Source organism: Ralstonia chuxiongensis, assembly GCF_024158925.1.
GTDB lineage: Bacteria > Pseudomonadota > Gammaproteobacteria > Burkholderiales > Burkholderiaceae > Ralstonia > Ralstonia chuxiongensis.
The window spans coordinates 835566-859351 of sequence record NZ_JAMYWC010000001.1 but is presented as its reverse complement, the minus strand read 5'-3'; the positions used below and the strand labels follow the sequence as shown (position 1 = coordinate 859351).

At 65.0% G+C, this 23786-nt stretch carries 15 protein-coding genes; 6 read left to right on the top strand and 9 right to left on the bottom strand.

Going from position 1 to position 23786, the window contains the following annotated elements; translation table 11 throughout:
* Window positions 1-9: 9 nt before the first annotated feature.
* The 6 genes from treZ to glgA form a co-directional block, all read right to left on the bottom strand.
* Window positions 10-1851, bottom strand: coding sequence for a malto-oligosyltrehalose trehalohydrolase (treZ, locus tag NKG59_RS03685; protein ID WP_253535353.1), 1842 nt, complete (start codon window positions 1849-1851; stop codon window positions 10-12).
* A complete protein-coding gene (gene glgX / locus NKG59_RS03680; RefSeq protein WP_253535351.1) occupies window positions 1848-4148 on the bottom strand; it encodes a glycogen debranching protein GlgX in 2301 nt (766 codons plus the stop codon). Before glgX ends, treZ begins: the two co-directional genes overlap by 4 nt.
* A gap of 595 nt (window positions 4149-4743) precedes the next feature.
* Window positions 4744-7050, bottom strand: a complete 2307-nt coding sequence (glgB, locus tag NKG59_RS03675) for a 1,4-alpha-glucan branching protein GlgB (RefSeq protein ID WP_253535349.1) — start codon at window positions 7048-7050, stop codon at window positions 4744-4746.
* Window positions 7047-10541, bottom strand: a complete 3495-nt coding sequence (gene treS / locus NKG59_RS03670) for a maltose alpha-D-glucosyltransferase (RefSeq protein ID WP_253535347.1) — start codon at window positions 10539-10541, stop codon at window positions 7047-7049. The genes glgB and treS overlap by 4 nt, the downstream gene beginning before the upstream one ends.
* The gene (locus NKG59_RS03665) at window positions 10538-14128 is read right to left on the bottom strand and encodes a maltotransferase domain-containing protein (protein WP_253535345.1); all 3591 of its coding nucleotides are present in this window, start codon (window positions 14126-14128) and stop codon (window positions 10538-10540) included. The genes treS and NKG59_RS03665 overlap by 4 nt, the downstream gene beginning before the upstream one ends.
* Window positions 14129-14159: 31 nt before the next feature.
* The gene (glgA, locus tag NKG59_RS03660) at window positions 14160-15791 is read right to left on the bottom strand and encodes a glycogen synthase GlgA (RefSeq protein WP_253535343.1); all 1632 of its coding nucleotides are present in this window, start codon (window positions 15789-15791) and stop codon (window positions 14160-14162) included.
* A gap of 402 nt (window positions 15792-16193) precedes the next feature.
* On the opposite strand from glgA, the gene ahpC reads away from it, so the two are divergent.
* Entirely contained in the window at window positions 16194-16757 is a 564-nt protein-coding gene (ahpC, locus tag NKG59_RS03655) for an alkyl hydroperoxide reductase subunit C (RefSeq protein ID WP_024978277.1), read from the top strand.
* A 136-nt stretch (window positions 16758-16893) separates the two neighbouring features.
* Complete coding sequence (ahpF, locus tag NKG59_RS03650; RefSeq protein ID WP_253535341.1) at window positions 16894-18468, top strand: alkyl hydroperoxide reductase subunit F; 1575 nt, start codon at window positions 16894-16896, stop codon at window positions 18466-18468.
* 82 nt (window positions 18469-18550) lie between these two features.
* Here the strand turns inward: ahpF and NKG59_RS03645 are convergent, their stop codons facing one another.
* Window positions 18551-19438, bottom strand: a complete 888-nt coding sequence (locus tag NKG59_RS03645; protein ID WP_253535339.1) for a LysR family transcriptional regulator — start codon at window positions 19436-19438, stop codon at window positions 18551-18553.
* A 94-nt stretch (window positions 19439-19532) separates the two neighbouring features.
* Here NKG59_RS03645 and NKG59_RS03640 point away from each other — a divergent pair, with 94 nt between their 5' ends.
* The gene (locus tag NKG59_RS03640) at window positions 19533-20006 is read left to right on the top strand and encodes a nucleoside deaminase (RefSeq protein ID WP_253535337.1); all 474 of its coding nucleotides are present in this window, start codon (window positions 19533-19535) and stop codon (window positions 20004-20006) included.
* A 77-nt stretch (window positions 20007-20083) separates the two neighbouring features.
* Here NKG59_RS03640 and NKG59_RS03635 read toward each other — a convergent pair whose 3' ends face one another.
* Entirely contained in the window at window positions 20084-20935 is an 852-nt protein-coding gene (locus NKG59_RS03635) for a LysR substrate-binding domain-containing protein (protein WP_253535334.1), read from the bottom strand.
* A 123-nt stretch (window positions 20936-21058) separates the two neighbouring features.
* Between NKG59_RS03635 and NKG59_RS03630 the strand changes: the two genes are divergently transcribed.
* The 3 genes from NKG59_RS03630 (at window position 21059) to NKG59_RS03620 (ending at window position 23400) form a co-directional block, all read left to right on the top strand.
* Complete coding sequence (locus tag NKG59_RS03630; RefSeq protein ID WP_253535332.1) at window positions 21059-21937, top strand: alpha/beta fold hydrolase; 879 nt, start codon at window positions 21059-21061, stop codon at window positions 21935-21937.
* Between the two features lie 659 nt (window positions 21938-22596).
* Window positions 22597-23052, top strand: a complete 456-nt coding sequence (gene fur, locus NKG59_RS03625) for a ferric iron uptake transcriptional regulator (protein ID WP_045205401.1) — start codon at window positions 22597-22599, stop codon at window positions 23050-23052.
* A 96-nt stretch (window positions 23053-23148) separates the two neighbouring features.
* Window positions 23149-23400, top strand: a complete 252-nt coding sequence (locus tag NKG59_RS03620; protein WP_253535330.1) for a hypothetical protein — start codon at window positions 23149-23151, stop codon at window positions 23398-23400.
* 10 nt (window positions 23401-23410) lie between these two features.
* Here NKG59_RS03620 and NKG59_RS03615 read toward each other — a convergent pair whose 3' ends face one another.
* Window positions 23411-23716 (bottom strand): hypothetical protein, encoded by a 306-nt coding sequence (locus tag NKG59_RS03615; RefSeq protein ID WP_004627974.1) that lies wholly within the window; start codon window positions 23714-23716, stop codon window positions 23411-23413.
* Window positions 23717-23786: the final 70 nt, after the last annotated feature.

Below are 23786 nucleotides of genomic sequence, written 5' to 3'. Positions count from 1 at the left end.
CGGTTGTCGTCAGGCGGGCGACGGCGTGTGCAGCAATGCCACACACGCACGCTCCGGCAGGCGATGCGCGATGAGCGCTGCCGCCGCACCTTCACGCGATTCGTGCAGCAGATCGGCGGGGTTGCCCGCCAGCACCGTGGGCACCGCCACGGGTTGATCAGCCAGATTGAGCATCAGCGTAAGCACGCTGCCATCGCCCATGCGCCAGCGGGCAATGGCGCCGGCGTGGCCCAGCGCCACCGCGTCAAGTGCGCGCGCATTGGGCAGGCGCGGGATGATGTGCGAATGGCGCAGCGCCAGCAGGCGGTGCGTGCGGTTCAGCGTGTTGAGCGGCCCGGGTTCGGTCAGGTTCGCCTCGCCGGGGCAGGAGGCGAGGTAGGTGCGCTCGTCGTTCGGGTCGGGGATGCGCTCGCGCTGGTGTGGATCGGCAAACGCCTCGAACTTCGCAAACTCGCGGCGCCGGCCTTCCCGCACGGCTTCGGCCAGCATGCCGTGGTGGCTGGTGAAGTACTGGAACGGGCACGTGCTGCCCCATTCTTCACCCATGAAGAGCATTGGAATCTGCGGGCTCAGCAGCAACAGCACTTGCGCGGCGTGCAACGCATCGGGGTGCGCAAGCTGCGTCAGTCGTTCGCCAAAGGCGCGGTTGCCGATCTGATCGTGGTTTTGCAGGAACAGCACGAACGCGGTGGGCGGCAGGTGCGCGCTGGGCTCGCCGCGCGGCGCGTTTTCATGGATGGGTGACGGCTCGCCCTGGTAACAGAACCCGTCCTGCAGTACACGCGCCAGGCGCTCTGCCGGCGCATCTGCGTGGGCCGCGTAATACGCTTCGCGCTCGCCGGTCAGCAGCACGTGCAGCACGTTGTGGCCGTCGTCGTTCCACTGCGCTTCGAAGTCGCCATGGGTGTCGCCGTCGCGCAGCAGCGATGCGGCGTTGTGCTCGTTCTCCAGCACGAGGTGCACATGCCTGCCGGGTTCGACCGACAACCGCACGCGAGCGGCGAGTTCGCCCAGCCAGTCGCGCTCGGTGATGGCATGCACGGCGTCGAGCCGCAGGCCGTCAAAGCGGTATTCCATCAGCCACATCAACGCGTTCTGGATGAAGAATTCACGCACCTGCGGCATGCGGAAATCGATCGCCGCGCCCCAGGGCGTATGCACATCGTCGCGAAAGAAGCTGCGCGCGTAGTGGTGCAGGTAATTGCCGTCGGGCCCGAAGTGGTTGTAGACGACATCGAGAAACACCATCATGCCCAGCCCGTGTGCGGTGTCGATCAACGCCTTGAGGTCGTCCGGCGTGCCATAGCTGGCGTCGGGCGCAAAGGGCAGGACGCCGTCGTAGCCCCAGTTGCGCGCGCCCGGAAACTCCGCCACCGGCATCAGCTCGATGGCCGTGATGCCCAGCCGCGCCAGTTCGGGCAGCCGCCCGCGCACGCCCTTGAAGCCGCCCAGCGTGCCGACGTGCAGTTCGTACAGCACCGTTTCGTGCCAGGGCCGGCCCTGCCAGTTGGCGTGCTGCCAGCGGTAGCGCTGCGGATCGACGACGAGGCTCGGGCCGGGGATGTCCTGCCACTGTGCGCGAGCGGCCGGGTCGGGCACGGACAGCGTCACGCCGTCCCGATTGGCGATGCGGTACCGATAGCACGTGCCGGCACCCACGGGGGCCACCGCTGCGTACCAGCCATCGGGCTCGGCATCCATGCGGATGGCCTCGTCGCCCCGCGCGTCGTCGATCTCGACCCACGCGGCGGTCGCGTCAGGTGCCCACAGGCGGAAGCGGGTGTTGCCGTCGGGCAGGACCGTGGCGCCGAATGGCATGTCGTGCGCGAACCGGGGGGCGGGTGCCGTCATCGCGTGGCGTCTCCATTGTCATCGCTGGCTGCGTGGCCGGCGGTTGGGGCGGTGCGTTCGTCGTCGGTGATGGGTTGTTCGGGCCTGTCGTTCTGCGGCGCGTTCTGCGGTGCGCTGTGCGTTTCGGGAACGTGCCCGAGGGTTTCACCACTGACGTCTGCATCAGGCTGCCCGGCAATGTGGGCGATCGTGGCGAGCTGCGTGGCGAACAGCAGCACGACGCTGCGTCCTGCCACTTTCAGCGTGCCGCTGCCGTGCGGGCGGGTGTCCTGCTCCGGTGCTGCGCTATCGATGGCGATCTGCCAATCCATGGCTGGCTCAGGCAGCGTGAAGGTCAGGTCCGTTGCGGCACCGTTGATGAGCAGCAGCGCCACATGCGGGCGCGCTTCCCCGTCGATGGTCTCGACGCATGCGCGGCGTAGCGCCAACGCGCGAGCCTCGCTGTCGTTCCACGCGTCGGGCGAAAGCACCTGGCCGCGCTCATCAAACCAAGCGATGTCCTGCACGCCGGGCAGGATCTCGGTGTTGCCGTGCACGTAATGCGGCCAGCGCAGCGCCGGGCTTTCCTTGCGAAGTGCGATCAGCCGTGCCGTATAGCGCGCGAGCGCCTGCCCCGGGCCATTCTCCAGCAACGACCAATCGAGCCATGAGAGCGCGTTGTCTTGGCAGTAGGCATTGTTGTTGCCGTCTTGCGTGCGGCCGAACTCGTCGCCCGCCAGCAGCATCGGCGTGCCGTTGGAGAAAAACACCGTGGCCAGCAGCGCGCGTGTCACGCGTTCACGCAGGGCCAGGATGGCGGTGTCCTCGGTTGGGCCTTCCGTGCCCCAGTTGGCGCTGCAGTTGTCGTTGTGCCCGTCGCGGTTGTCTTCGCCGTTGGCATCGTTGTGCTTGTCGGCGTAGCTCACGAGGTCGTGCAGCGTGAAGCCGTCGTGCGAGGCCACGTAGTTGACCGACGCCCATGGCCGGCGGTGGCGGCGGTCGAACAGGTCGCCACTGCCGGTCAGGCGCGCGGCAAGGTCCGGGCGCTGACCGGAATCGCCACGCCAGAAGCGGCGGATGCCATCGCGAAATCGATCGTTCCATTCGGCAAAGCCGGGCGGGTGGTTGCCGACCTGATAACCGTCGGGGCCCACGTCCCAAGGCTCTGCGATGAGCTTGACGGTGGAGAGCACCGGGTCCTGGCGTATGGCATCGAAGAAGCCCGAGCCCGGATCGAAGCCGTTGCCCTCGCGCCCGAGCGTGACGCCCAGGTCAAAACGGAAGCCATCGACATGGAAGGCGTTGACCCAGTAGCGCAGCGAATCCATCACCATCTGCAGCACGCGCGGGTGCGACAGGTTGAGCGTGTTACCGCAGCCCGTGTCGTTGATGTAATAACGCTCCTGGCCCGGCACGAGGCGGTAGTAGCTCGCGTTGTCCAACCCGCGGAACGACAGCGTCGGCCCCAGTTCGCTGCCTTCACACGTGTGGTTGTAGACCACATCGAGCAACACTTCGATGCCCGCCGCATGCAGCCGCCGGATTGCCACCTTCAGCTCATGCAGCGATGGCGCCGACAGGTACGACGGCTCCGGCGCAAAGAAGCACAGCGTGTTGTAGCCCCAGTAATTGCGCAGGCCGCGCTCTACCAGGAACTGGTCTTGCAGGAAGGCGTGAATGGGCAGCAGTTCGATGGCGGTGATGCCCAGCCGCTGCAGGCGCTCGATGAAGACGCTGTCGCCGAGCGCGCTGAACGTGCCACGCTCAGGGGGCAGCAGGTCTTGGCGAAGCATCGAGAACCCGCGCACGTGCCCTTCATAGATGACCGTGCGCGACCACGGCGTGTTCGGGCGGATGTCGTTGCCCCAGTTGAACGACTCGTCGGTGACCACGGCCTTGGGCATGGCGGGGGCGCTGTCGCGGCGGTCGAATGAAAGGTCGCCACGGTTGGAGTTCAGCCGATAGCCGAACAGTGCATCGGACCAGCGCAGCGCGCCCACCAGCCGGCGGGCGTAGGGGTCGAGCAGCAGCTTGTGAGGGTTGAAGCGATGGCCATGCTGCGGCTCCCACGGGCCGTAGGCGCGGTAGCCGTAGACAAGGCCGGCTTCCACACCGGGCAGGTAGCCATGCCAGACCTCATCGGTGCATTCGGGCAGGGCGAAGCGGGTCAGTTCCTTGCGGCCGGTGGGGTCGAAGATGCAGAGTTCGATCTTGCTGGCGTTGGCGGAGAAGACAGCGAAGTTGATGCCTAGGCCGTCCCATTGGGCGCCAAGGGGGAAGGGTTTGCCGGGGGCAAGGGAGCTTGGGAGACGGAGCATTGGTTGAGGCGTTTTGCGTCTTTTTGCCTTGGTGGTTCATCCCTGTTTCGTACCCTGCCGGGCACGACTTACTTTTCTTTGTCTTGCCAAAGAAAAGTAAGCAAAAGAAAGGCGCGCCCGAGATGGCGACCAATCCCTTGAATTTTTGTAACCGGGCGGAGACGGGGAAAACTCGCTTCGCTCAGACAGTTCCCCGTCTTGTTTCCGCCCGCTTACAAAAATTCAAGGCGCCATCTAGGGCAGGAAAAGCAAACAGTCGATTGCCAACGTTGCACGTCCTGTTGTTCTCCAGCCAGTTCGCCCAGTACCGCTCTGATTTCGTCGCGTACCTAAGTGCTTCGTTGGTTTGGCCGTTCCCAGCCCTAGATGGCGCCTTGAATTTCTGTTGCAGGGAGGAAAAAGGAAGGGAAACTGTCTGAGCGAAGCGAGTTTTTCCCTTCCCCTCCCTGCGACATAAATTCAAGGAGTCTTTCGCCATCTCGGGCGCGCCTTTCTTTTGCTTACTTTTCTTTGGCAAGACAAAGAAAAGTGAGTCGTGCCCGGCAGGGTACGAAAGGGAGGCAGACCACCAACACCAAAACTCAAAACCAAAAACTCAAACCTTCAAAACCACAACCCCCAACGGCGGCAGCCTCAACACCAACGACTGCCCCTGCCCATGCGCAGCCACATGGTCCACATCCACCGCGCCACCGTTGCCGAGATCGCTGCCGCCATACACGGCGGCGTCCGTGTTCAGCACCTCCTGCCAATGCGTGGCCCCATCGGCGGGCGGCACGCCAATGCGATATCCCTCTCGCGGTACCGGCGTCATGTTTGCCACCACCAGCATCGGCCGCCCCTCGCCATCCAGCCGCAGGAAGGCAAACACGCTGTTGGTGCGGTCATCGCCAATCACCCAGTTGAACCCTTCCGGCGCGGTGTCTCGCGCATGCAATGACGGTTCATTCCGGTATAGCGCGTTGAGGTCATGCACCAGCCGCTGCACGCCACGGTGCCGCGGGTCATCCAGCAGGTGCCATTCGGGCGATGCGTCGTGGTTCCATTCGCCCACTTGCCCAAACTCGCAGCCCATGAACAGCAGTTTCTTGCCCGGATGCGTCCACATGAACGCCAGGTAGGCGCGCAGGTTCGCCAGCCGCTGCCACTCATCGCCGGGCATCTTGCCCAGCAGCGAGCCCTTGCCGTGTACGACCTCGTCGTGCGAGATCGGCAGGATGAAGTGCTCGGAGAATGCGTACACCAGCCCGAACGTCATACCGTCGTGATGGTGCTGGCGGTACACCGGGTCGCGCTGCATGTAGTGCAGCGTGTCGTGCATCCAGCCCATGTTCCACTTGTAGTCGAAGCCCAGGCCGTTGAACTCGACGGGCGCGGTCACGCCGGGCCACGCGGTTGACTCTTCTGCGATGGTGATGGCGCCGGGGCAGCGTTCGTGCACGACCGTGTTCATCTGCTGGAGGAACGCCACGGCCTCAAGGTTTTCGCGGCCGCCGTAGCGGTTGGGCACCCATTCGCCGGCGCGGCGCGAGTAGTCGCGATAGAGCATCGAGGCCACGGCATCCACACGCAGGCCATCGATATGGAAACGCTCCAGCCATTCCAGCGCGCTGGCGATCAGGAAGCCGCGCACTTCATTGCGGCCGAAGTTGTAGATGAGCGTGTTCCAGTCCTGATGGAAACCTTCGCGCGGGTCTTGGTGTTCGTACAGCGCGGTGCCGTCAAACTGCGCCAGCCCGTGCGCGTCGGTCGGGAAGTGCGCGGGCACCCAGTCGACGATGACGCCCAGGCCTGCCTGATGACAGCGATCAACAAAGCGTGCAAACGCCTCGGGCGAGCCAAAGCGCGCGGACGGCGCGAACAGCCCGAGTGGTTGATACCCCCAACTGCCGCCGAACGGATGTTCCGCCACCGGCAGCAGTTCAATGTGCGTGAAGCCGAGCGCCGTCACGTAGGGGATCAGACGGTCGGCCAGCTCATCCCAATGCAGGTTGCGGCCGCCGTCTTCCAGATCGCGCAGCCACGAGCCGGCATGCACCTCATAGATGCTGATGGGCGCGTCAGGTTTGTGGCGTTCAGCGCGCGTTTGCATCCAGTCGTCATCGCTCCAGCGCAGCGGGGCCGGGTCGGCCACCACCGATGCGGTGGCAGGCGGCGGTTCGGTCTGGCGGGCAGCGGGGTCGGCCTTGACCATCAGATGGCCGTCGGCGCCAATCAGCTCGAACTTGTAGCGCGCGCCGGGGCCGACGCCCAAGCCGCTGGGCAGGAACAGTTCCCACACGCCAGCCTGATGGCGCAGGCGCATGGGGTGCCGGCGGCCGTCCCATTGGTTGAAATCGCCCACCACAGACACGCGCTGCGCATTCGGAGCCCACACCGCAAAGCGCACGCCGCTGATGCCGTCGATGCGGATGGCCTGCGCGCCCAGACAGCTCGCCAGCGCCCAATGCGTGCCTTCGTTGAGCAGGTGCAGGTCGAGGTCGCCCAGCAGCAGGCCGAAGGCGTATGGGTCTTCGGTTTCCTGCACGGCTTCATGGCCGGTGCCTGCAGGCCAGATGATGCGCAGGCGATAAAGGTCAGGGTGGCCGTACACGTCTTGCGCATCGGCGCGCAGGGGGCCATGGAACAGTCCCGTGCGGCCCACCGGCGTCATCTCCGTGATGATCTGGCCGCGGGCGTCGATGGCCTGCACACGGCGCGCACCGGGATAGAAGGCACGCACCACCCAGCGCGTGCCGTCGTCGGTGTCCACGCGATGCGGCCCGAGCACGGCAAACGGGTCGCCCAGGCGGCCATGCGTGAGCGCGTCGACGCGCATCTGGTCGACACCGGGCGGTAGCACGATCGGCGCCTCGGGGGCGGCGGCGGTTTTGGTTGGAGAGGCAAAGTCGAGTGCGGTCACGGTGGGCCTCCCGTCGAGTCTTCTGCAGCAGGTGAGGGTGGCTCTGCATGCAGCAGGCGGCGTGCCACGCGCGTGAAGCCTTCCAGCGGAATCGGCAGCCAGGTCGGGCGGTTGGACGCTTCGTAGTTGACTTCGTATGCGGCCTTTTCCAGCAGGAAAAGATCCAGCAGGTGAAAGTCGACCACGGGCTGATCCAGCGCGTTCAGATCGGGCCCCCGAATGGCAGCGGCATACGCCTCCAGGAAGCGTTCGGTGGACGCAGCGCGGAACCTCTCCAGCAGGACGTTGCGGCGCTCCTGCGCTGGGCCGGCCACGTGTTCGGGGCCTTGGCGCATGGCGCCCACCACGTAGTCGAGCGAGCGCATCAGCCCTGCCACGTCGCGCAACGGGCTTGTCTTGCGCCGGCGCTCTTCCACGGGGCGGGACGGCTCGCCTTCAAAATCGATCAAGTAGGCATCACCCTGCGCCACCAGCACCTGGCCGAGGTGGAAATCGCCATGGATGCGCGAAAGCGTGGCGCCCAGCCCGTCTTGGGCATGCGTGCGCGCAGCGTCGAGCAGCGCCTGGTGTTGCGACAGCAGCCATTGCACGTCGGGTTGCCGCGGGCTGTCGGGGTTTTGCTGTTGCCATGTCGTCAGGTTGTCGTGCGCGCGGGTGAGCTGTTCGCTCACGCGGGTGATCCAGTAGGTGGCATCGTCGGCATCGGCAATGCGCGCGCCGAAGTTTGCGTCTTCGGTGGGCGCGGCCAGCGCCGCATGCAGTTCGCCCAGCCGTGTGCCAATCACGCCGATGAAGTTGACGTAGCCCGCCAATGCTTCGTCGGTATCCACGCGCGCTTCCGAGACGGCCACAGGGGACGATTCACCGTCGCCGGAAGTCACGCCTTCCATCTGCACGGCCAGTTCGTCGATGGTGCGTCGCAGGTAGTCCAGCGCCCAGGTCCAGGCATCGCCCTGGTTGGGAACAAAGCTCTGCATGACGGCCAGCGTCGAGCGTTCGCCATCGGCAGCGTGATGAGAGACCTCGCCAATCAGCGCCGCCGTGTTGGCATAGCCCACGCGCGTGAGGTGGCGCGTCATCTCAACCTCGGGGTGGATGCCCGCGGCGATACGGCGAATGAGCTTGACGATGACGGACTCGCCAATCACCAGCGAACTGTTCGACTGCTCGGCGGCCAGCCATTGGATGGGCGTGTCGGGCGCCAGCGGTAGCGGTGCGGGCCGTGTGCTGCCCGCTTCAGGCGACACGGCAGGTTCTGCCAGCTCTGCGATGTTGGGCTCGGGCTCGAACCGCACGGTGCCGTCATTGGCTTCCAGCGTGGTGCCGCGCACGAGGTTGGTGAGCAGCGCGCGGGCGAACGTTTCGGTGGTGAAGGCGTCGGTCAGGTAGCCGACATGGCGGCCGCGCCGCACGCGCGCCAGGGCGAGCTGAATCGGCAGTGCCGGCAGTGTGGCCGATTCCCATGCGATGGAAAGCGGCAGCAGGTAACGCTCGACGCGCTCGCTGCCGTCGGGGCTGCCCAGGGTGACGGCCACTTCGTTCAAGAACACCTCGGGCCGCGTTGCCCCGGCCAGCGGGCGGTTGGTGGATGCGGCATCCACGGGCACGGTCGCGCCCCAGGCAAACTTCGCGCTGCGCAGCACGCTGTCCTTGGCGGCAAACCAGCGGCGCTTGGGCAGATAGGTCGGCAGGATTTCGCGTTCGATCAACTGGCGATGCGCCTCGCGCTGGCGCGTGTCGGCCAGGGCATCCAGCCCCGCGCGCAGCACCAGCGTCGTGAACTCCGGCAATTGCTCGGCGGCCGGTTGCGACCAGCTCGGGCCGGGCTCGTTCTCGCGCAGCTCCAGCCAATAGAAGGCGTACGGCGGCAGCGTGAGCAGATACGACAACTGGCCGATCGGCGGAAACGCCGTCCCGCCAATCAGCTCTACTGGCACGCGCTGTGCAAAGGCGGACAGATCCAGCTCCACGGCCTGTGAGGCGCGAGAGAGATTGGCCACGCACAGGATGGGCGCCTCGCCTTCCAGCGCGCGGATATACGCCAGCACCTTGCGGTTGGACGGCTGCAGAAACTGGATGGAACCACGCCCGAACACGCGATGGCGCTTGCGTGTGGCAAGCAGCCGGCGCGTCCAGTTCAGCAGCGAGTGCGCGTCGCGGCTTTGCGCTTCGACGTTCACCGATTCATAGCCGTACAGCGAGCCCATGATGGCCGGCAGCACGAGCTGTTCGGGGTCGGCGCGCGAGAAGCCGCCGTTGCGGTCGGGGGACCACTGCATCGGCGTGCGCACGCCATCGCGGTCGCCCAGGTGGATGTTGTCGCCCATGCCGATTTCGTCGCCGTAATACATCACGGGCGTGCCGGGCATCGAAAACAGCAGGCTGTTCATCAACTCGACGCGGCGGCGGTCGCGTTCCAGCAGCGGCGCCAGCCGGCGGCGGATGCCGAGGTTCAGGCGCGCACGGCGATCACTGGCGTAGACCTCCCAGAGGTAATCGCGCTCGGCGTCGGTCACCATTTCGAGCGTCAGTTCGTCGTGGTTGCGCAGGAAGATGGCCCATTGGCAGCCGCTGGGCACCTCCGGCGTCTGACGCATGATGTCGGTGATCGGGAAGCGGTCTTCACGCGCAATCGCCATGTACATGCGTGGCATCAGCGGGAAGTGGAATGCCATGTGGCATTCGTCGCCGGCGCCAAAGTATTCCTGCGTGTCTTCGGGCCACTGGTTGGCTTCTGCCAGCAGCAGGCGGTTCTTGAATTCCCCATCCATGGCCGCGCGAATCTTGCGCAGCACATCGTGTGTCTCGGGCAGGTTCTCGTTCGAGGTGCCTTCGCGCTCGACGAGGTAAGGCACGGCGTCAAGGCGCAGGCCGTCCACGCCCAGGTTCAGCCAGAACTTCATCACACCGATCACGGCCTTGAGCACGCGCGGGTTGTCGAAGTTGAGATCGGGCTGGTGCGAATAGAAACGGTGCCAGTAATACGCCTTGGCCACCGGGTCCCACGTCCAGTTGGAAGGCTCGGTATCGATGAAGATGATGCGCGTGCCCGCGTACTTCTTGTCGTTGTCGGACCACACATAGAAGTCGCGCAGCGCAGAACCCGGCTTGGCGCGCCGCGCACGCTGAAACCACGGGTGCTGGTCCGACGTGTGGTTGATGACGAGTTCCGTGATCACGCGCAGGCCCCGCGCATGCGCTTCGGCAATGAAGCGGCGCGCGTCGGCCATGCTGCCGTAATCGGGGTGCACGCCGCGGTATTCGGCGATGTCGTAGCCGTCGTCGCGGCGTGGCGACGGATAGAACGGCAGCAGCCAGATGACGTCCACCCCAAGCTCGGCGATGTAGTCGAGCTTGGAGATCAACCCGGGGAAATCCCCGACGCCGTCGTTGTCGGAATCGCAGAACGATTTGACATGCAGCTGATAGATGACGGCGTCCTTGTACCAGAGCGCGTCGTCCACCAGCAGCGCGGTCGGATTGCGCGTCATGACGGTTGTTCCTCCGAAGGCAGGGCCGGGCGCACGCGCCAGATGGCAAACGGCTGCTCGGGTTCAAGACGGATGTGCTGCCACTTGCCGCGCCACACGGTGCGCTGGCCGTTGACCAGGTTCTCGGCCATCAGTGCGCCGTGGTCAGGCAGGCCCCATTGCCACAGTGGCAGTTCGATATCGGATTCGTGCGCGTGGTGCGGGTCGAGGTTGATGGCCACGAACACCGTGTTGTCGCCAAAGCGGTCTGGCGGCAGGGCGTTGGCCAGTTCGGCCTGCGAGGCTCCCAACTGCGCCGGCAGCACGGGCGGCGTCGATTTGCTGAAGAACAGGATGTGCTCGCCCGAGGCCGGCTGGAACGTCACGCCCAGGTGCGAGTGCAGCGCCGGATTGGCGCGGCGGATGCGGTTGAGCAGCGCAATCTCTTTGACGATGTTGCCGGGGCGGTTGTGGTCCCACGCGCGCAGTTGGTACTTCTCGGAGTCGAGGTACTCTTCCTTGCCCGGCACCGCAGCGCCTTCGCACAGCTCGAACCCGTTATAGACGCCCCACAGGCCAGACAGCGTGGCCGCCAGCGCGGCACGAATCAAAAAGCCCGGCCGGCCCGACGACTGCAGGAACACCGGGTTGATGTCCGGCGTGTTGACGAAGAAGTGCGGGCGGAAATATTCACGCACTGGCGTGCGCGTCAGCTCGGTCAGGTAATCGATGAATTCCTGCTTGGTATGCCGCCACGTGAAGTACGTGTACGACTGCGAAAACCCAACCTTCGCCAGCCGGTACATCACCTTGGGGCGCGTGAAGGCTTCCGACAGGAACACCGTATCCGGATAGCGCGCACGCACCTCGCTAATCATCCATTCCCAGAACGGCAGCGGCTTGGTGTGCGGATTGTCGACGCGGAACAGGCGCACGCCCTCGTCGGCCCAGAACATCACCACGTCGCGCAGTGCGGTCCACAGGCCGGGCTTGGCGTCGCTGGCATAGAAGTCGACGTTGACGATGTCTTCGTACTTCTTGGGCGGGTTCTCGGCGTACTTGATGCTGCCGTCGGGCCGCCATGCAAACCAGCCGGGATGCTCGCGCAGCCAGGGGTGGTCGGGCGAGCATTGAATGGCAAAGTCCAGCGCCAACTCCAGGCCTTTCTCACGCGCGGCGCGCACCAGGCGGCGGAAATCTTCCAGCGTGCCGAGCTGCGGGTGGATGGCGTCGTGCCCGCCTTCGGCAGCGCCAATGGCGTATGGGCTGCCGGGGTCGTCGGCCTTGGCGCGCAGGCTGTTGTTGCGACCCTTGCGGTTGGTGCGGCCGATCGGGTGGATGGGCGGGAAGTACAGCACGTCGAAGCCCATGCCGCGAATGGCGCCCAGCCGGCGGATCACGTCATCAAACGTGCCGTGCCGCTGTTCGTCATCCGATGCCGAGCGGGGGAACAGCTCGTACCAGCTCGCGAACGCCGCGCCACCGCGTTCCACGTCCAGTGGATACGCCGCGCTTTCCACATAGAACGGCCGGTAGTGCGAAGCCTGCGCCATCACATGGGCGGTCACGGGGTCCTGCAGCAGCTTGAGACGGTGCGCGTGGTCCGCCTCGGCCAACAGATGGGCCAGCTTGTGCAAGGCGTCGACCGGTGCGTCCTTCGGCGCATGTTCTGCAGCCTGTGCGACGAGCCGCGCGCCTTCTTCCAACTCCAGCGTTACGTCCACGCCGGCGGTGTGCTTCTTCTCCAGTTCAGACCGGTAGGTGCCGAACGCATCGCGCCACGCGGCCACGGCATAGGCGTGCCGCCCCAGCCGTTCGGGCCGGAACGCGCCACGCCAGCGGTCGTTGCCCAGCGGCATCATCGGTACGTGCTGCCACGTGTCTTCATCTTGCGCGCGCCACAGCAGGTGCACGGCCAACTTGTCGTGCCCGTCCATCAGCACATCGGCCTCGACGACGATGTCATCGCCCACCAGGCGCTTCACGGCAAAGCGGCCGTCTTCAACGGAGGGCTGCACCTGTTCGATGCCGATGCGCGGCGACGCGATGGCCGCGTTGACAGGGTCTTTCGCTTCGCCGGCCTTGGTGCGCGGGCTCTTGGCGGCTTTGGCTGTCGCGGGATAGCGCACCGGAGCATTGCGGAACACGCGCCAGACCTGCACGTCGCCGGGCAGCAGATCGATCTCGGCCAAGGGCCGTGCATTGGCACGCAGCGTGTCGTCGCAACTGCCCACCGGTTCGGTCAGCAGGTCGAGCGCTACGCCGCGCGTAAAGCCGCCAGCCACGCCGGGCAGAAAGTGGTCGGCATGCACCGACACGCCCATGTGCAGATCAGGGTTGATGACGGTCAGCGTGGCGGCATCGCCTGCACGCAGGTCGGGGCCATCGGCGCGCAAGAGGGCGGTGGCGGGCGCGTCGGGGCCGGTCAGCATGCGCAGTTCAGCGTGCGGCGCCACGGTGTTCGTCTCGCGCGCGGCGAGGATGGTGGCGTTCACATCGCGCACGGCATCGCTCAGGTCGAATGCGGCATGGGCGTCGATCCATTGCTGGTCGGATGGGTCACCGCGTTCGGCCAGCATCGGCAGCAGGGCGCCGCGTTCGAAGCCCAGCGGCATCAGCCAGCCGGCATCGAGCGTGTCGGCCACGTGCAGGAGGCGGCGATAGGCACGCTCACGGACCATCGCGTCGCCAAACGCCTGGCCGTAGCGCGTGCCGAACGGTGCTTCCACGGTGGCGATAGGCGGGGCCACGGCGGCCAGGCGTGCGTGCTCTTCCACCATCCAGCCGGCGCGGAAATCCCACCAGCGCAGTGACGAAAATGTCGCGTCAAAGCCGGCACCTGCCAGCGCATCGACCGCCGCGCCGTCCATGCCGGGCGTCCACGCCAGGAAGCGTACGGCGCCGGCGTCTTTGCGCACGTCGGCAATCAACGTACGCCAGCGGTCTGCAGGCAGGCGGGCGGGCGCTTCACAGCGGAACCCGCCGATGCCCAATGCGGCCCAGGCGCGCAGTTGCTGCGTCCACCACGTGAGGATGGCATTTGCGCAGCGCGGGTCGTCGTGGCGGAAGGACGCCACCTCAAGGTGCGAAGGCGGCAGGCGTGGGTCCAGCGCGTTGCCGTCTTCGGCATGGCTGGCGAACCAGTCGGGATGGTCGGCACGCAAGGGCGCATCAACGGCCACGCGGTCGATCACCAGATCGAGCAGCAACGTCAGCCCGCGTGAGCGGCAGCCTTCGGCGAGCTTGGTGAGCGCGGCGTCGGCCGGCCCGCCGCCCAGCGCCGCATGCAGTTGCGCATGGTCGCGGGTGACGAAGACGTTGCCGGCCGCACCCACCGCAAATGGCGGCGCCATCAACACATGATCGAAACCCAACGAGGCGATGCGATCGAGCACGCCGTCCCAGCGGTCGAGCCTGCCCAGTTGCAGCGGATGCACGTAGCAGATGGCTGGGGCGTATGGGGGCTCCGCCGCGGTGGGCGGGGCGGTGCTCGGCATCGCTGCCGGCCTGGTCACCGATTTGGCTTTGCTGCCGGGTGGCTTGGCCGCGTTGAGTGCGGCCGTGGTTTTACGTGGAGTGGCGGGCTTGGGCGACTTGGTCTCGGGCATGCGTGAAAGCGGGGCAGGGCGTCAGGCGCGGTCAGGCACGGATCTTCTCGGCACTGGCGGCGCGCGCCACCGCGTGCGCTCGGATCTCGTCGGACAGTGCCGTCGAGCGTCGCCGCGCCGGCGTACGCACAGGTTGGTCGGGTCGGGGCGTGTGCAGCGCGTCGGGTGCGAGGGGCGTCTGCGCAAGCGCCACGGCAGGCATGGGCGTAGCGGCTGGTACGAGGTTGCGGTACAGCGCGATGTATTCGCGTGCGGGCTGCGACCAGCCGAAGTCGGTCGTCATGCCGTTGTATTGCAGGATGCGCCACGCCTGCGGCTGGGCGAAGACGCGCAGGGCGCGCTCCACGGCGGCCACCATGGCATCGGCGGTGTCGCCGTCGAACAGGAAGCCTGTGGCGCCGTGCAACGCCGCTTCGGGCGAGCCGCGATCGGTGATGGTGTCCATCAGCCCCCCGACGCGCGACGCGATCGGCACCGTGCCGTAGCGCATCGAATAGAGCGGCGTCAGGCCGCACGGCTCGAAGCGGCTGCCATGCAGCAGGATGTCGGCGCCGGCGTGCAGCAGATGGGCATAGGCCTCGGTGTAGCCGATCTTCGCGGCCACCTGGCGCGGATAGCGCGCCGCCAGCTCAGCCATGCCGGTCTCGTAGGCGTGTTCACCGCAGCCGAGCACGGCGACCTGCAATTGCGGGTTGGATTCCAGCAGCTGGGGCAGCGCCTGCAACGTCACGTCGGCCATCTTCTGATGCGTCAGGCGGCTGCCCACGGCCAGCAGCGGCGCTTTGGCGTCTTCCGGCAGGCCGAAGCGCTGTTGCAATGCACGTTTGGCGGTGTGCTTGCCGCTCAGGTTGGCGGCAACAAACGGCTGCGGCAGCAGTGGGTCTTTCGACGGGTTCCACACGTCGTTGTCGATGCCGTTGAGGATGGCGACGAGGTCTTGCTGGCGTGCGCGCAGCAGATCCTGCATGCCGCAACCTGCTGTCTCGGTCAGGATTTCGCGCGCATACGCGTGGCTCACGGTGGTGATGCGGTCGGCCCACAGCAGGCCGGCCTTCAGGAAGCTGAACTGACCCCAGAACTCGGCTTCGTGCGCCGCATCGGGCGGCACGCCAATGTCCGGTACCACGTGCATCGGGAAATTGCCCTGGAACGCGAGGTTATGGATCGTGAAGACGGTCTTTGCCGGCACCTGCGCACGCTTGACGAACAGCGGCACCAGCCCCGCATGCCAGTCATGCGCCTGCACGATGTCAAAACGATGCACGCCCGGCACACCGCCGGCAACGCGCGCAGCGGCCTGGCTGAATGCCGCAAAGCGCAGCGCGTTGTCGTCATATGGCTGGCCGTGGCCGTCGAGGTAAGGGTTGCCCGGCCGCGCGAACAGCGCTGGCGCGTCGAACAGCAGCACCGGGATGCCCTGTGCGCCCATGCGGCCACTCAGCAGGCGGGCGCGGCCGCCGGGCAGGTCGGTCCATTCGCACACGGTGCGCGTGTGCTGCGACTGCGTGATGGCGTCGGGATAGCCCGGCAGCATCACCGTCACTTTCATGCCGGCGCGCCGCAGGGCGTTTGCGCAGGCCCCGACCATATCTCCAAGCCCGCCGGTCTTGGCCAGCGGCACAGCTTCAGAAGCGACAAAGAGAACGTTCAGCGACAAGGTCATGCTCCCGGAGGAATTTGCCTGCCGGGCCGTCAGCCAACTGCATGAGCAGTGGACGGCGCCGATGCGCGGCGGAGGTTTTCGATCGACCTCTTCGCGCAAGACCTATGCCAGTCAGACAGACGCTGACAAGGCTGTAGTCTTGGCCCGCGCCGCCTGGGCTGTACGTCATGTGCGCGCTGCGAGAGCACGTGCGGGGTGTGCAACCTGCGGGTGCGCCATGTAATTTCGTCTATGCACGCAGACGCACCTTTTGGATATGTGGCGCTTCAGTCGGTAGGTGCTCGATTGCCCAGGCAATAGAAAAAAACAATCGGTAAAATCATATCAATCAACTTGTGCAATGCATCGATCGACGATACGATCCATTCCGTTGTCAACCAAGCAACCCAACCGAAAACCACTATGTCGCTGATCAATACTCAAGTCCAACCGTTCAAGGCCCAAGCGTTCCACAACGGCAAGTTCATCGAAGTCACGGATGAGTCGCTCAAGGGCAAGTGGTCCGTGCTGATCTTCATGCCGGCCGCATTCACCTTCAACTGCCCGACCGAAGTGGAAGACGCAGCGGACAACTACGCAGAATTCCAGAAGGCTGGCGCCGAGGTCTACATCGTCACGACCGACACGCACTTCTCGCACAAGGTGTGGCACGAAACGTCGCCGGCCGTGGGCAAGGCCCAGTTCCCGCTGGTGGGTGACCCGACGCACCAACTGACCAACGCATTCGGCGTGCACATTCCGGAAGAAGGCCTGGCACTGCGCGGCACGTTCGTGATCGACCCGCAAGGCGTGATCAAGACGATGGAAGTGCACGACAACGCCATCGCCCGTGACGTGAAGGAAACCCTGCGCAAGCTCAAGGCAGCCCAGTTCGTCGCCAACAACCCGGGCAACGTGTGCCCGGCCAAGTGGAACGAAGGCGCCAAGACGATCAAGCCGTCGCTCGACCTGGTCGGCAAGATCTAAGTTGTAAAGGCTGTTGCTGCAGAAATGCAGCGGAAAAAACGGCCGGCTCTGCCGGCCGTTTGCTTAAGGGCGCAGGCATGTGCCGCGCCCCCTGATTTGTCCGGACTCGGATTCAACGAATACAAAGGAAGTCGTCATGCTGGATGCTGATGTCAAGGCCCAACTGAAGGCCTACCTCGAACGCCTCGTGCAGCCCATTGAGCTGGTCGCCAACGTCGATGACAGCGAGGGCTCCCGCGACATGATGGACCTGCTGCGCGACGTGGCCGAGCAGTCCAGCATGATCGTGCTGACCGAACAACGCGACGCCGCCGAGCGCGCGCCGTCGTTCCTGATCCGCCGCACCGGCGCCGATGTGAGCGTGCGTTTTGCCGCCATCCCGACCGGTCACGAGTTCACCTCTCTCGTGCTGGCGCTGCTGCAAGTGGGCGGCTATGCGCCCAAGCTCGAAGCTGACGTCATCGAACAGATTCGCAATATCGAAGGGGATTTCCGCTTCGAGACCTACATGTCGCTCACGTGCCAGAACTGCCCGGACGTGGTCCAGGCGCTGAACGTGATGTCCGTGATCAACCCGCGCATCCAGCACGTCGCCATTGACGGCGCGCTGTATCAGGGCGAAATCGAAGCGCGCCAGATCATGGCCGTGCCGACCGTGTTCCTGAACGGTGAGACCTTCGGCACGGGCCGCGTGGGCGTGGAAGAAATTCTCGCCAAGATCGACACCGGCGCTGCTGCGCGTGATGCTGAAAAGCTTGCCGCCAAGGAAGCGTTTGACGTGTTGATCGTTGGCGGTGGCCCGGCGGGTGCGGCGGCTGCGGTGTACGCGGCGCGCAAGGGCGTGCGCACGGGCGTGGTGGCCGAGCGTTTTGGCGGCCAGGTGCTCGACACGCTGGGCATTGAAAACTTCATCTCCGTGCAGGAGACCGAAGGGCCGAAGTTTGCCGCCGCGCTGGAGCAGCACGTGCGCCAATACGACGTCGACATCATGAACACGCAGCGCGCGGTCAAGCTCACGCCGGCAGACAAGCCGGGTGGCTTTGCCGAGGTAACGCTGGCCAACGGCGCAGTGCTCAAGGGTCGCTCGGTCATCCTGTCGACCGGCGCGCGCTGGCGCAACGTGAACGTGCCGGGCGAGCAGGAGTACAAGAACAAGGGCGTGGCGTATTGCCCGCACTGCGATGGCCCGCTGTTCAAGGGCAAGCGCGTGGCCGTGATCGGCGGCGGCAACTCGGGCGTGGAAGCGGCCATCGACCTGGCCGGCCTCGTGAGCCACGTCACGCTGCTGGAGTTCGCTAGCGAGCTGAAGGCCGATGCCGTGCTGGTGCGCAAGCTGCAAAGCCTGCCGAATGCGACCATCGTGACCAATGCGCAGACCACCGAGATCACCGGCGACGGCCAGAAGGTCAACGGCCTGCGCTACAAGAGCCGCGTGGATGGCGTCGAGCACACTGTCGCGCTCGAAGGCGTGTTCGTGCAGATCGGTCTGGTGCCCAACACCGAATGGCTGGATGGCGCGCTTGAGCGCAACCGCTTTGGCGAGATCGTCGTCGATGCGCGTGGCCAGACCAGTGCGGAAGGTGTGTTTGCGGCAGGCGATGCGACCACGACGCCGTACAAGCAGATCATCATCGCCACCGGCGATGGCGCGAAGGCCGCGCTGTCGGCGTTCGATCATCTGATCCGCGTGCCGCTGGCCGAAGCTGCCTGAAGCTGAAACAGGCTGAACCCAGCCGTACAAAGCCGGACTTCGCGATCAGCGGGTCCGGCTTTTTTCTTTGGCGCTTTGGTGCTCAGCCGGCGGTGGACTGCAGCACCTGCGCGCGCGCGGAGCACATGTCGACAAGGCGATCGCGCAACGCGCGCCCCGCGCTGTCGAGGTCGGGGCGCGCAAAAAGCGCCAGCTCCAGTCCGCCGATCTCCGGAAACCCATCGGCAGCGCCGAGCACGCGATGTCCGGCCTGCACGGTGCTGGCCGGCAGCAGGCTCACGCCCAACCCCGCGCTGACAGCCGCGCACAGGCTCGCCAGGCTCGGGCTTGAATACGTGATACGCCACGGTTGGCCGATCGATTCCAGCGCGTGCAGCATCTCCTGCCGATACAGCGCGCCCACCGGAAACACCACCAGCGGCACCGCAGGTTGCGATGGCCCGAGCGGCAGCGTGTGCGGCCGCTCGGCGCTGTCGATCCAGCAAACCGGCTCAGCCCAGCGCGCATGGCAATCGCTGTCGGTGCCCCATTGCTTGACGAGCAGCATGTCGAGATCGCCGTTGCGGTAAAGGCGCAGCAGGTGGTGGGAGAGGCCGCTTTCCACCTCCAGACGTAGCCGCGGGCGCTCGCGCGCGAAGCTGGCGATGAGCGGCATCAGCGCGCCGCTGCCAAGGTCTTCCGGCACGCCCAGGCGCAGTACGCCGCCGGTGTGTTCAGGGCTGAGCGCCTCGCTGGCTTCGTTGGCCAGGCGTAGCAAACGGCGGGCGTAGCCAAGCAGGCGATCGCCTTCTTCCGTCGGTAGCACCTGGCGCTGGCTGCGGTCGAGCAGGCGGCAGTCCAACTGCTGCTCGAGCCGGAGGATCTGCTGGCTGACGGTCGATTGCGTCAGGTGCAGATGCTCGGCCGCGCGGGTGAAGTTGCCCGTATCGACCACCGTGACAAAGCTGCGCAGCAAGACAAGATCAATCATTTGAAAACCCACTGAACATCATTCCGCTATTTAATTTGAACATGTTTAGGGGCACAACCATAATCGACCCGCAATTTCGTATGCGGAGAACCCGATGTCCGATGAGCAGTTCATGCGTGAGGCGGTGGAGCTTGCGCGCGGTAACGTCAACGCCGGTGGCCTGCCGTTTGGAGCGGTGCTGGTGCGCGACGGCAAGATCGTCGCGCGTGCCGTCAACGAGGTGCACACCACCAACGACCCCACCGCGCATGCCGAAATGCAGGCCATCCGCCAGGCAAGCCACACGCTGGCCACGCCCGACTTGCGCGGTGCGGTGATGTACGCCAGCGGCCATCCGTGCCCGATGTGTTTTGCGGCGATGCACCGCTGCGGTATTCGCGCGGTGTACTTCGCGTATTCGAACGAAGATGGCGAGCCTTTCGGTATGTCGACCGCCGCCCTGTATGCCGAAATGCGTCGCGCACCGGCGGACGGTGAGCTGCAACTGCATCCGTCCAGGCCGACGGGCGAGCAGGGCCTTTACGAAGCTTGGCAGGCCCGTCGCGCTCGGGCTGAACCTGCGCCCTGAGATTCAACGAACTAGCCGCGGTTGTTTCAGAAGCGAGCGATTCCCCGATCGGTCAGGGGAAGATGGACGAAGCGGGCTCACGCATTTAGCTCGGCGACAATTCGCTCGGCGAGGAAATCGCAGGGTTGTCGGTTGGATGTGACGCTACGCGCCAAGACAATCTCCAACATACCAATCTCCGGCAGGCCGTGCGTGGCTCCGAGCAACGTAAAGTCGGAGGGCACGGCACATCGCGCCAATGGGGTGATGGCGAGGCCCGCGCGGGCCATCGTCAGCAAGCCCAGCAGGCTCGGGCTTTCATACGATGTCCGGTAGGCGATCTTTGCGCGCTCGAGACTGCGGATCGCTTTTTCCCGCGCGACGCTGCCCGGCAGAAACACCGCAATGGGCAATGGGCGCTCACGCCAGATTTCCGTGGCCCCCGGGCCTGCTGCCCACACCATTGGTTCGTGCCGCAAAAATTCGCCGGTCAGTCCTTTGACGCGCGTGGCGCAGACGAGGTCCACCGTGCCATCACGCAACATTGGCGCCAACGCCACGCTGGGCAAGCCGATCACCTGGATCTCGACCTTCGGATAGCTGGCCGAGAATTTCTTGAGAATCGGTGGGAACAGCGACGACGCGTAGTCGTCCGGCACACCGATCACCACGCGGCCCGTCACGTCTGGCCGCACGACCGCTGCCCAGGCTTCATCACGCAGCGCAATGATCCGGCGCGCATACGCCAGCAGCACCTCGCCGTCTTGTGTTGGTATCACGCTACGCGGCTTGCGCACGAACAGCGCCTTTCCGAGCGCCGATTCCAGCGTCTTGATCTGCATGCTCACGGCCGATTGCGAGCGGTGCACGAGATCTGCCGCCCGGCTGATCGTGCCTGTGTCGGCAACGGCGACGATCATGGTGAGAACGTCGACGTCCAGGGCTTTCATCTCGGTGCTCATGCGCGCTCGCTTGCGTAGATGTATCAGAAAAACTGAAAAATTCCATCAATATTATGCGATTTTCTTTTCAATCGCAGTGCAGCAAAGTCTCGGGAAAACGGAGTTTCAACAATGAATGCGCGAACGCCCCTGACGACGCTGGCTCTTGCCGGTATATGGCCACAACCCGCTTTTGCTGCCACCGCCTCGGGCACCTCGGTGCCCTACGTAGAAGCGGGAAGCGGCGAGCCGATGGTCTTTGTCCACGGGTCGTTGTGCGATTACCGCTATTGGGATCCGCAGCTTGCCGCGCTGTCGAAGCAGTTCCGCTGCTTTGCGCCCAGCCTGGGCCACTATTGGCCGGAAACCCACGCATTCGGGCACGGCGATTTCAGCTGGGAAGCGCACGTCGTTGAGATGGCAGAGTTCATCGAGGCGCTCGGGCTGGGCCCGGTGCACCTGGTTGGCCATTCGCGCGGCGGTTGCGTTGCGTTCCATCTGGCGCGGCAGTACCCGCACCTGGTAAAGACGCTCACGCTGGCGGATCCGGGCGGGCCGTTGCAGGCAACGCCGCAAGCAGCGACCGGCGCCTTGCCGCCCGCGGTCCAGGCATTGAGAGCGCAAGCTGCCGACCTGATCGAACAGGGTGAATTTGACGCCGGCCTGAACCTGTTTGTGGACTCGGTCACCATGCCCGGCTTCTGGAGCATGAGCACGCAGAGCTTTCGCAGGATGGCGCTGGACAACGCGCTTACGCTGCCCAAGCAGCTGCGTGATCCACTACCCGCCTATACGCCTGAGGCGGCCAGCGAAATCCAGTGCCGTACGTTGCTGATCGACGGGCAAAAGAGCCCGCGCATGTTCCGGAACACCGTCGACAAACTCCATGCGTGGATTCCGCAGGCTGAACGTCAAACCATCGCCGGCGCCTCGCATGGCATGAACATCGCCAACCCGGGCGCGTTCAACCGGGCGCTTAGTCAATTGGCTGCCTGGTCGCCCCATACGTAGCCATCAGCAGTCCGAAGCACACGCCGACGACGTCCACGCAGGCCCCTTTGTGTGCAACCAATATGATCAGCAGCAAGCCAATCTGCTAACTCGTAGCCAGATCGATGCGTACGCCGGCAGTGAAAAGACCGTAGCGGACGCTTGATGCGTCATCAGACCGTCAGCATTGAGGGGGTAGACGGTTACGCCCGCGCAATCGGGCCGGTGTGATGCCGCCTGCGGCGTCGAGAAAGCCGCGCTCAGATCAGGGTCTTCAACAGTTCGCAAAGAAAATGCTTGTAATGCGAATCATTCGCATTTATAGTGTGTCCATCGACGGCGCTGCAGCCGATGGATCCGCCCCTTAGGGCATACCCCTCAGAGCGGCGCATCGAACCGAATTTCGCTGCGTGCGCTCGCTATTCCATGGGCAGCGCCCGGCACTCGATCTTTTGTGGGGACCGCTCTGATACACAGAGCGTTTGGCAGTAGCAAGCCGCCCGACAGTCGGGAAAGCACTCAGACCCCGCTTTCCCGACTGCGACTTTTCCGGGCTGCCAGCCATGCCGTTTTTTTTAGGACTTGTCGACCCGGCCTGCATGCTTGCGGCCTTGTCGTTTCCGGTTCTCTCCCGCTGCAATACCCCGCCTGCCGTACCCAAATCTCGCCCAACGAACGCCATGCCAAACTCGACCGACCTGCACCGGGCGGGGCTCAAAGCCACGTCGCCGCGCGTCAAGATCCTGGAAATCCTCACCGCCGGTACGGAACACGGCCGCCACCTGAGCGCAGAAGATGTGTACCGCCAGTTGCTCACGTCGGAACTCGACATCGGCATCTCAACGGTCTACCGCGTGCTCAACCAGTTGGTCGATGCCGGCGTGCTGTTGCGCCATACGTTCGAGGCCGGCCATGCGGTGTATGAGCTAGACGAGGGCGCACACCACGATCACCTGATCTGCTTGTCGTGCGGCCGCGTGGAGGAGTTTCACGATGACGCCATCGAGTCGCGGCAGGAGCGTGTGGCCAACGAGCGCGGCTTTGTGCTGCGCGATCACGCGCTGGCGCTCTACGGCGTATGCCCCGCGTGTCAGGCTGGTGCGGGGGTGTCCGGCGCGATTGGGTTGAACGCGTGATGTGATCCGGTAACTTGCTGAAACAGTATCGGCGGAATCATGGCGAAACTCACTGCGCGCTCGGTGTTCCAACTCCCTGTTATTCAGGAGATGCCGATGCAACGCCGTCTGAAGTCCGAACATGAACTCAAGACCTTGCTGGCCCGCTGCGTCCAGCAACATCCGGAATGCGCGCAGTGCCAACTACGGGCAATGTGCATTCACCGCCCAGATCACACCGGCTGCAATTGGAGCGCCGAGTTTGATTTTCCGGTCGAAGACGATGCCGCTGCCATTCGCGGTCTGTCCGTCGCCAAGCGCCTACTGACGCGCGCTCGCACGCAGTACAACGTGGTGCTGGCCCAGTAACCTGCGCCGCTTATCCCTTCGCCTGGCGAGAGATCCGTTCCAGCAGCGCGCGTGCGCTTTCACCGTGCCCCTGTTGTGCCAGCAGGCGCGCATTCAGCACGAGGTTTTCGAGGACCAGCTTGGCGATGCTCGCCGTGAGCGACACGATCACCTCATCCTGGCTGAAATGGGCATTTTCCATTTGCGTCAGCTGGCGCGACACCAGCTTGCAGACCAGGTCGCGCAACATCTGCTCGTCAAAGGGCAGGTTGGCGAAATCCACCGGGTCTTCCTTCTCGACTTCCGCAATCAACTGGACCAGCAATTCTTCGGTCATGACGCGTCCCCCGTTCAGGTTTGGACCAGTCTACGCCTGCGCTGGACAAAAACAAAACGGGCCCGCGTCA

Excerpts from the sequence above, each read along its gene's own strand:
- treZ (WP_253535353.1), bottom strand. The coding sequence starts at position 1,851 with ATGACGGCACCCGCCCCCCGGTTCGCGCACGACATGCCATTCGGCGCC.
- glgX (WP_253535351.1), bottom strand. The coding sequence starts at position 4,148 with ATGCTCCGTCTCCCAAGCTCCCTTGCCCCCGGCAAACCCTTCCCCCTT.
- treS (WP_253535347.1), bottom strand. The coding sequence starts at position 10,541 with ATGACGCGCAATCCGACCGCGCTGCTGGTGGACGACGCGCTCTGGTAC.
- NKG59_RS03665 (WP_253535345.1), bottom strand. The coding sequence starts at position 14,128 with ATGCCCGAGACCAAGTCGCCCAAGCCCGCCACTCCACGTAAAACCACG.
- glgA (WP_253535343.1), bottom strand. The coding sequence starts at position 15,791 with ATGACCTTGTCGCTGAACGTTCTCTTTGTCGCTTCTGAAGCTGTGCCG.
- ahpC (WP_024978277.1), top strand. The coding sequence starts at position 16,194 with ATGTCGCTGATCAATACTCAAGTCCAACCGTTCAAGGCCCAAGCGTTC.
- ahpF (WP_253535341.1), top strand. The coding sequence starts at position 16,894 with ATGCTGGATGCTGATGTCAAGGCCCAACTGAAGGCCTACCTCGAACGC.
- NKG59_RS03645 (WP_253535339.1), bottom strand. The coding sequence starts at position 19,438 with ATGATTGATCTTGTCTTGCTGCGCAGCTTTGTCACGGTGGTCGATACG.
- NKG59_RS03640 (WP_253535337.1), top strand. The coding sequence starts at position 19,533 with ATGTCCGATGAGCAGTTCATGCGTGAGGCGGTGGAGCTTGCGCGCGGT.
- NKG59_RS03635 (WP_253535334.1), bottom strand. The coding sequence starts at position 20,935 with ATGAAAGCCCTGGACGTCGACGTTCTCACCATGATCGTCGCCGTTGCC.
- NKG59_RS03630 (WP_253535332.1), top strand. The coding sequence starts at position 21,059 with ATGAATGCGCGAACGCCCCTGACGACGCTGGCTCTTGCCGGTATATGG.
- fur (WP_045205401.1), top strand. The coding sequence starts at position 22,597 with ATGCCAAACTCGACCGACCTGCACCGGGCGGGGCTCAAAGCCACGTCG.
- NKG59_RS03620 (WP_253535330.1), top strand. The coding sequence starts at position 23,149 with ATGCAACGCCGTCTGAAGTCCGAACATGAACTCAAGACCTTGCTGGCC.
- NKG59_RS03615 (WP_004627974.1), bottom strand. The coding sequence starts at position 23,716 with ATGACCGAAGAATTGCTGGTCCAGTTGATTGCGGAAGTCGAGAAGGAA.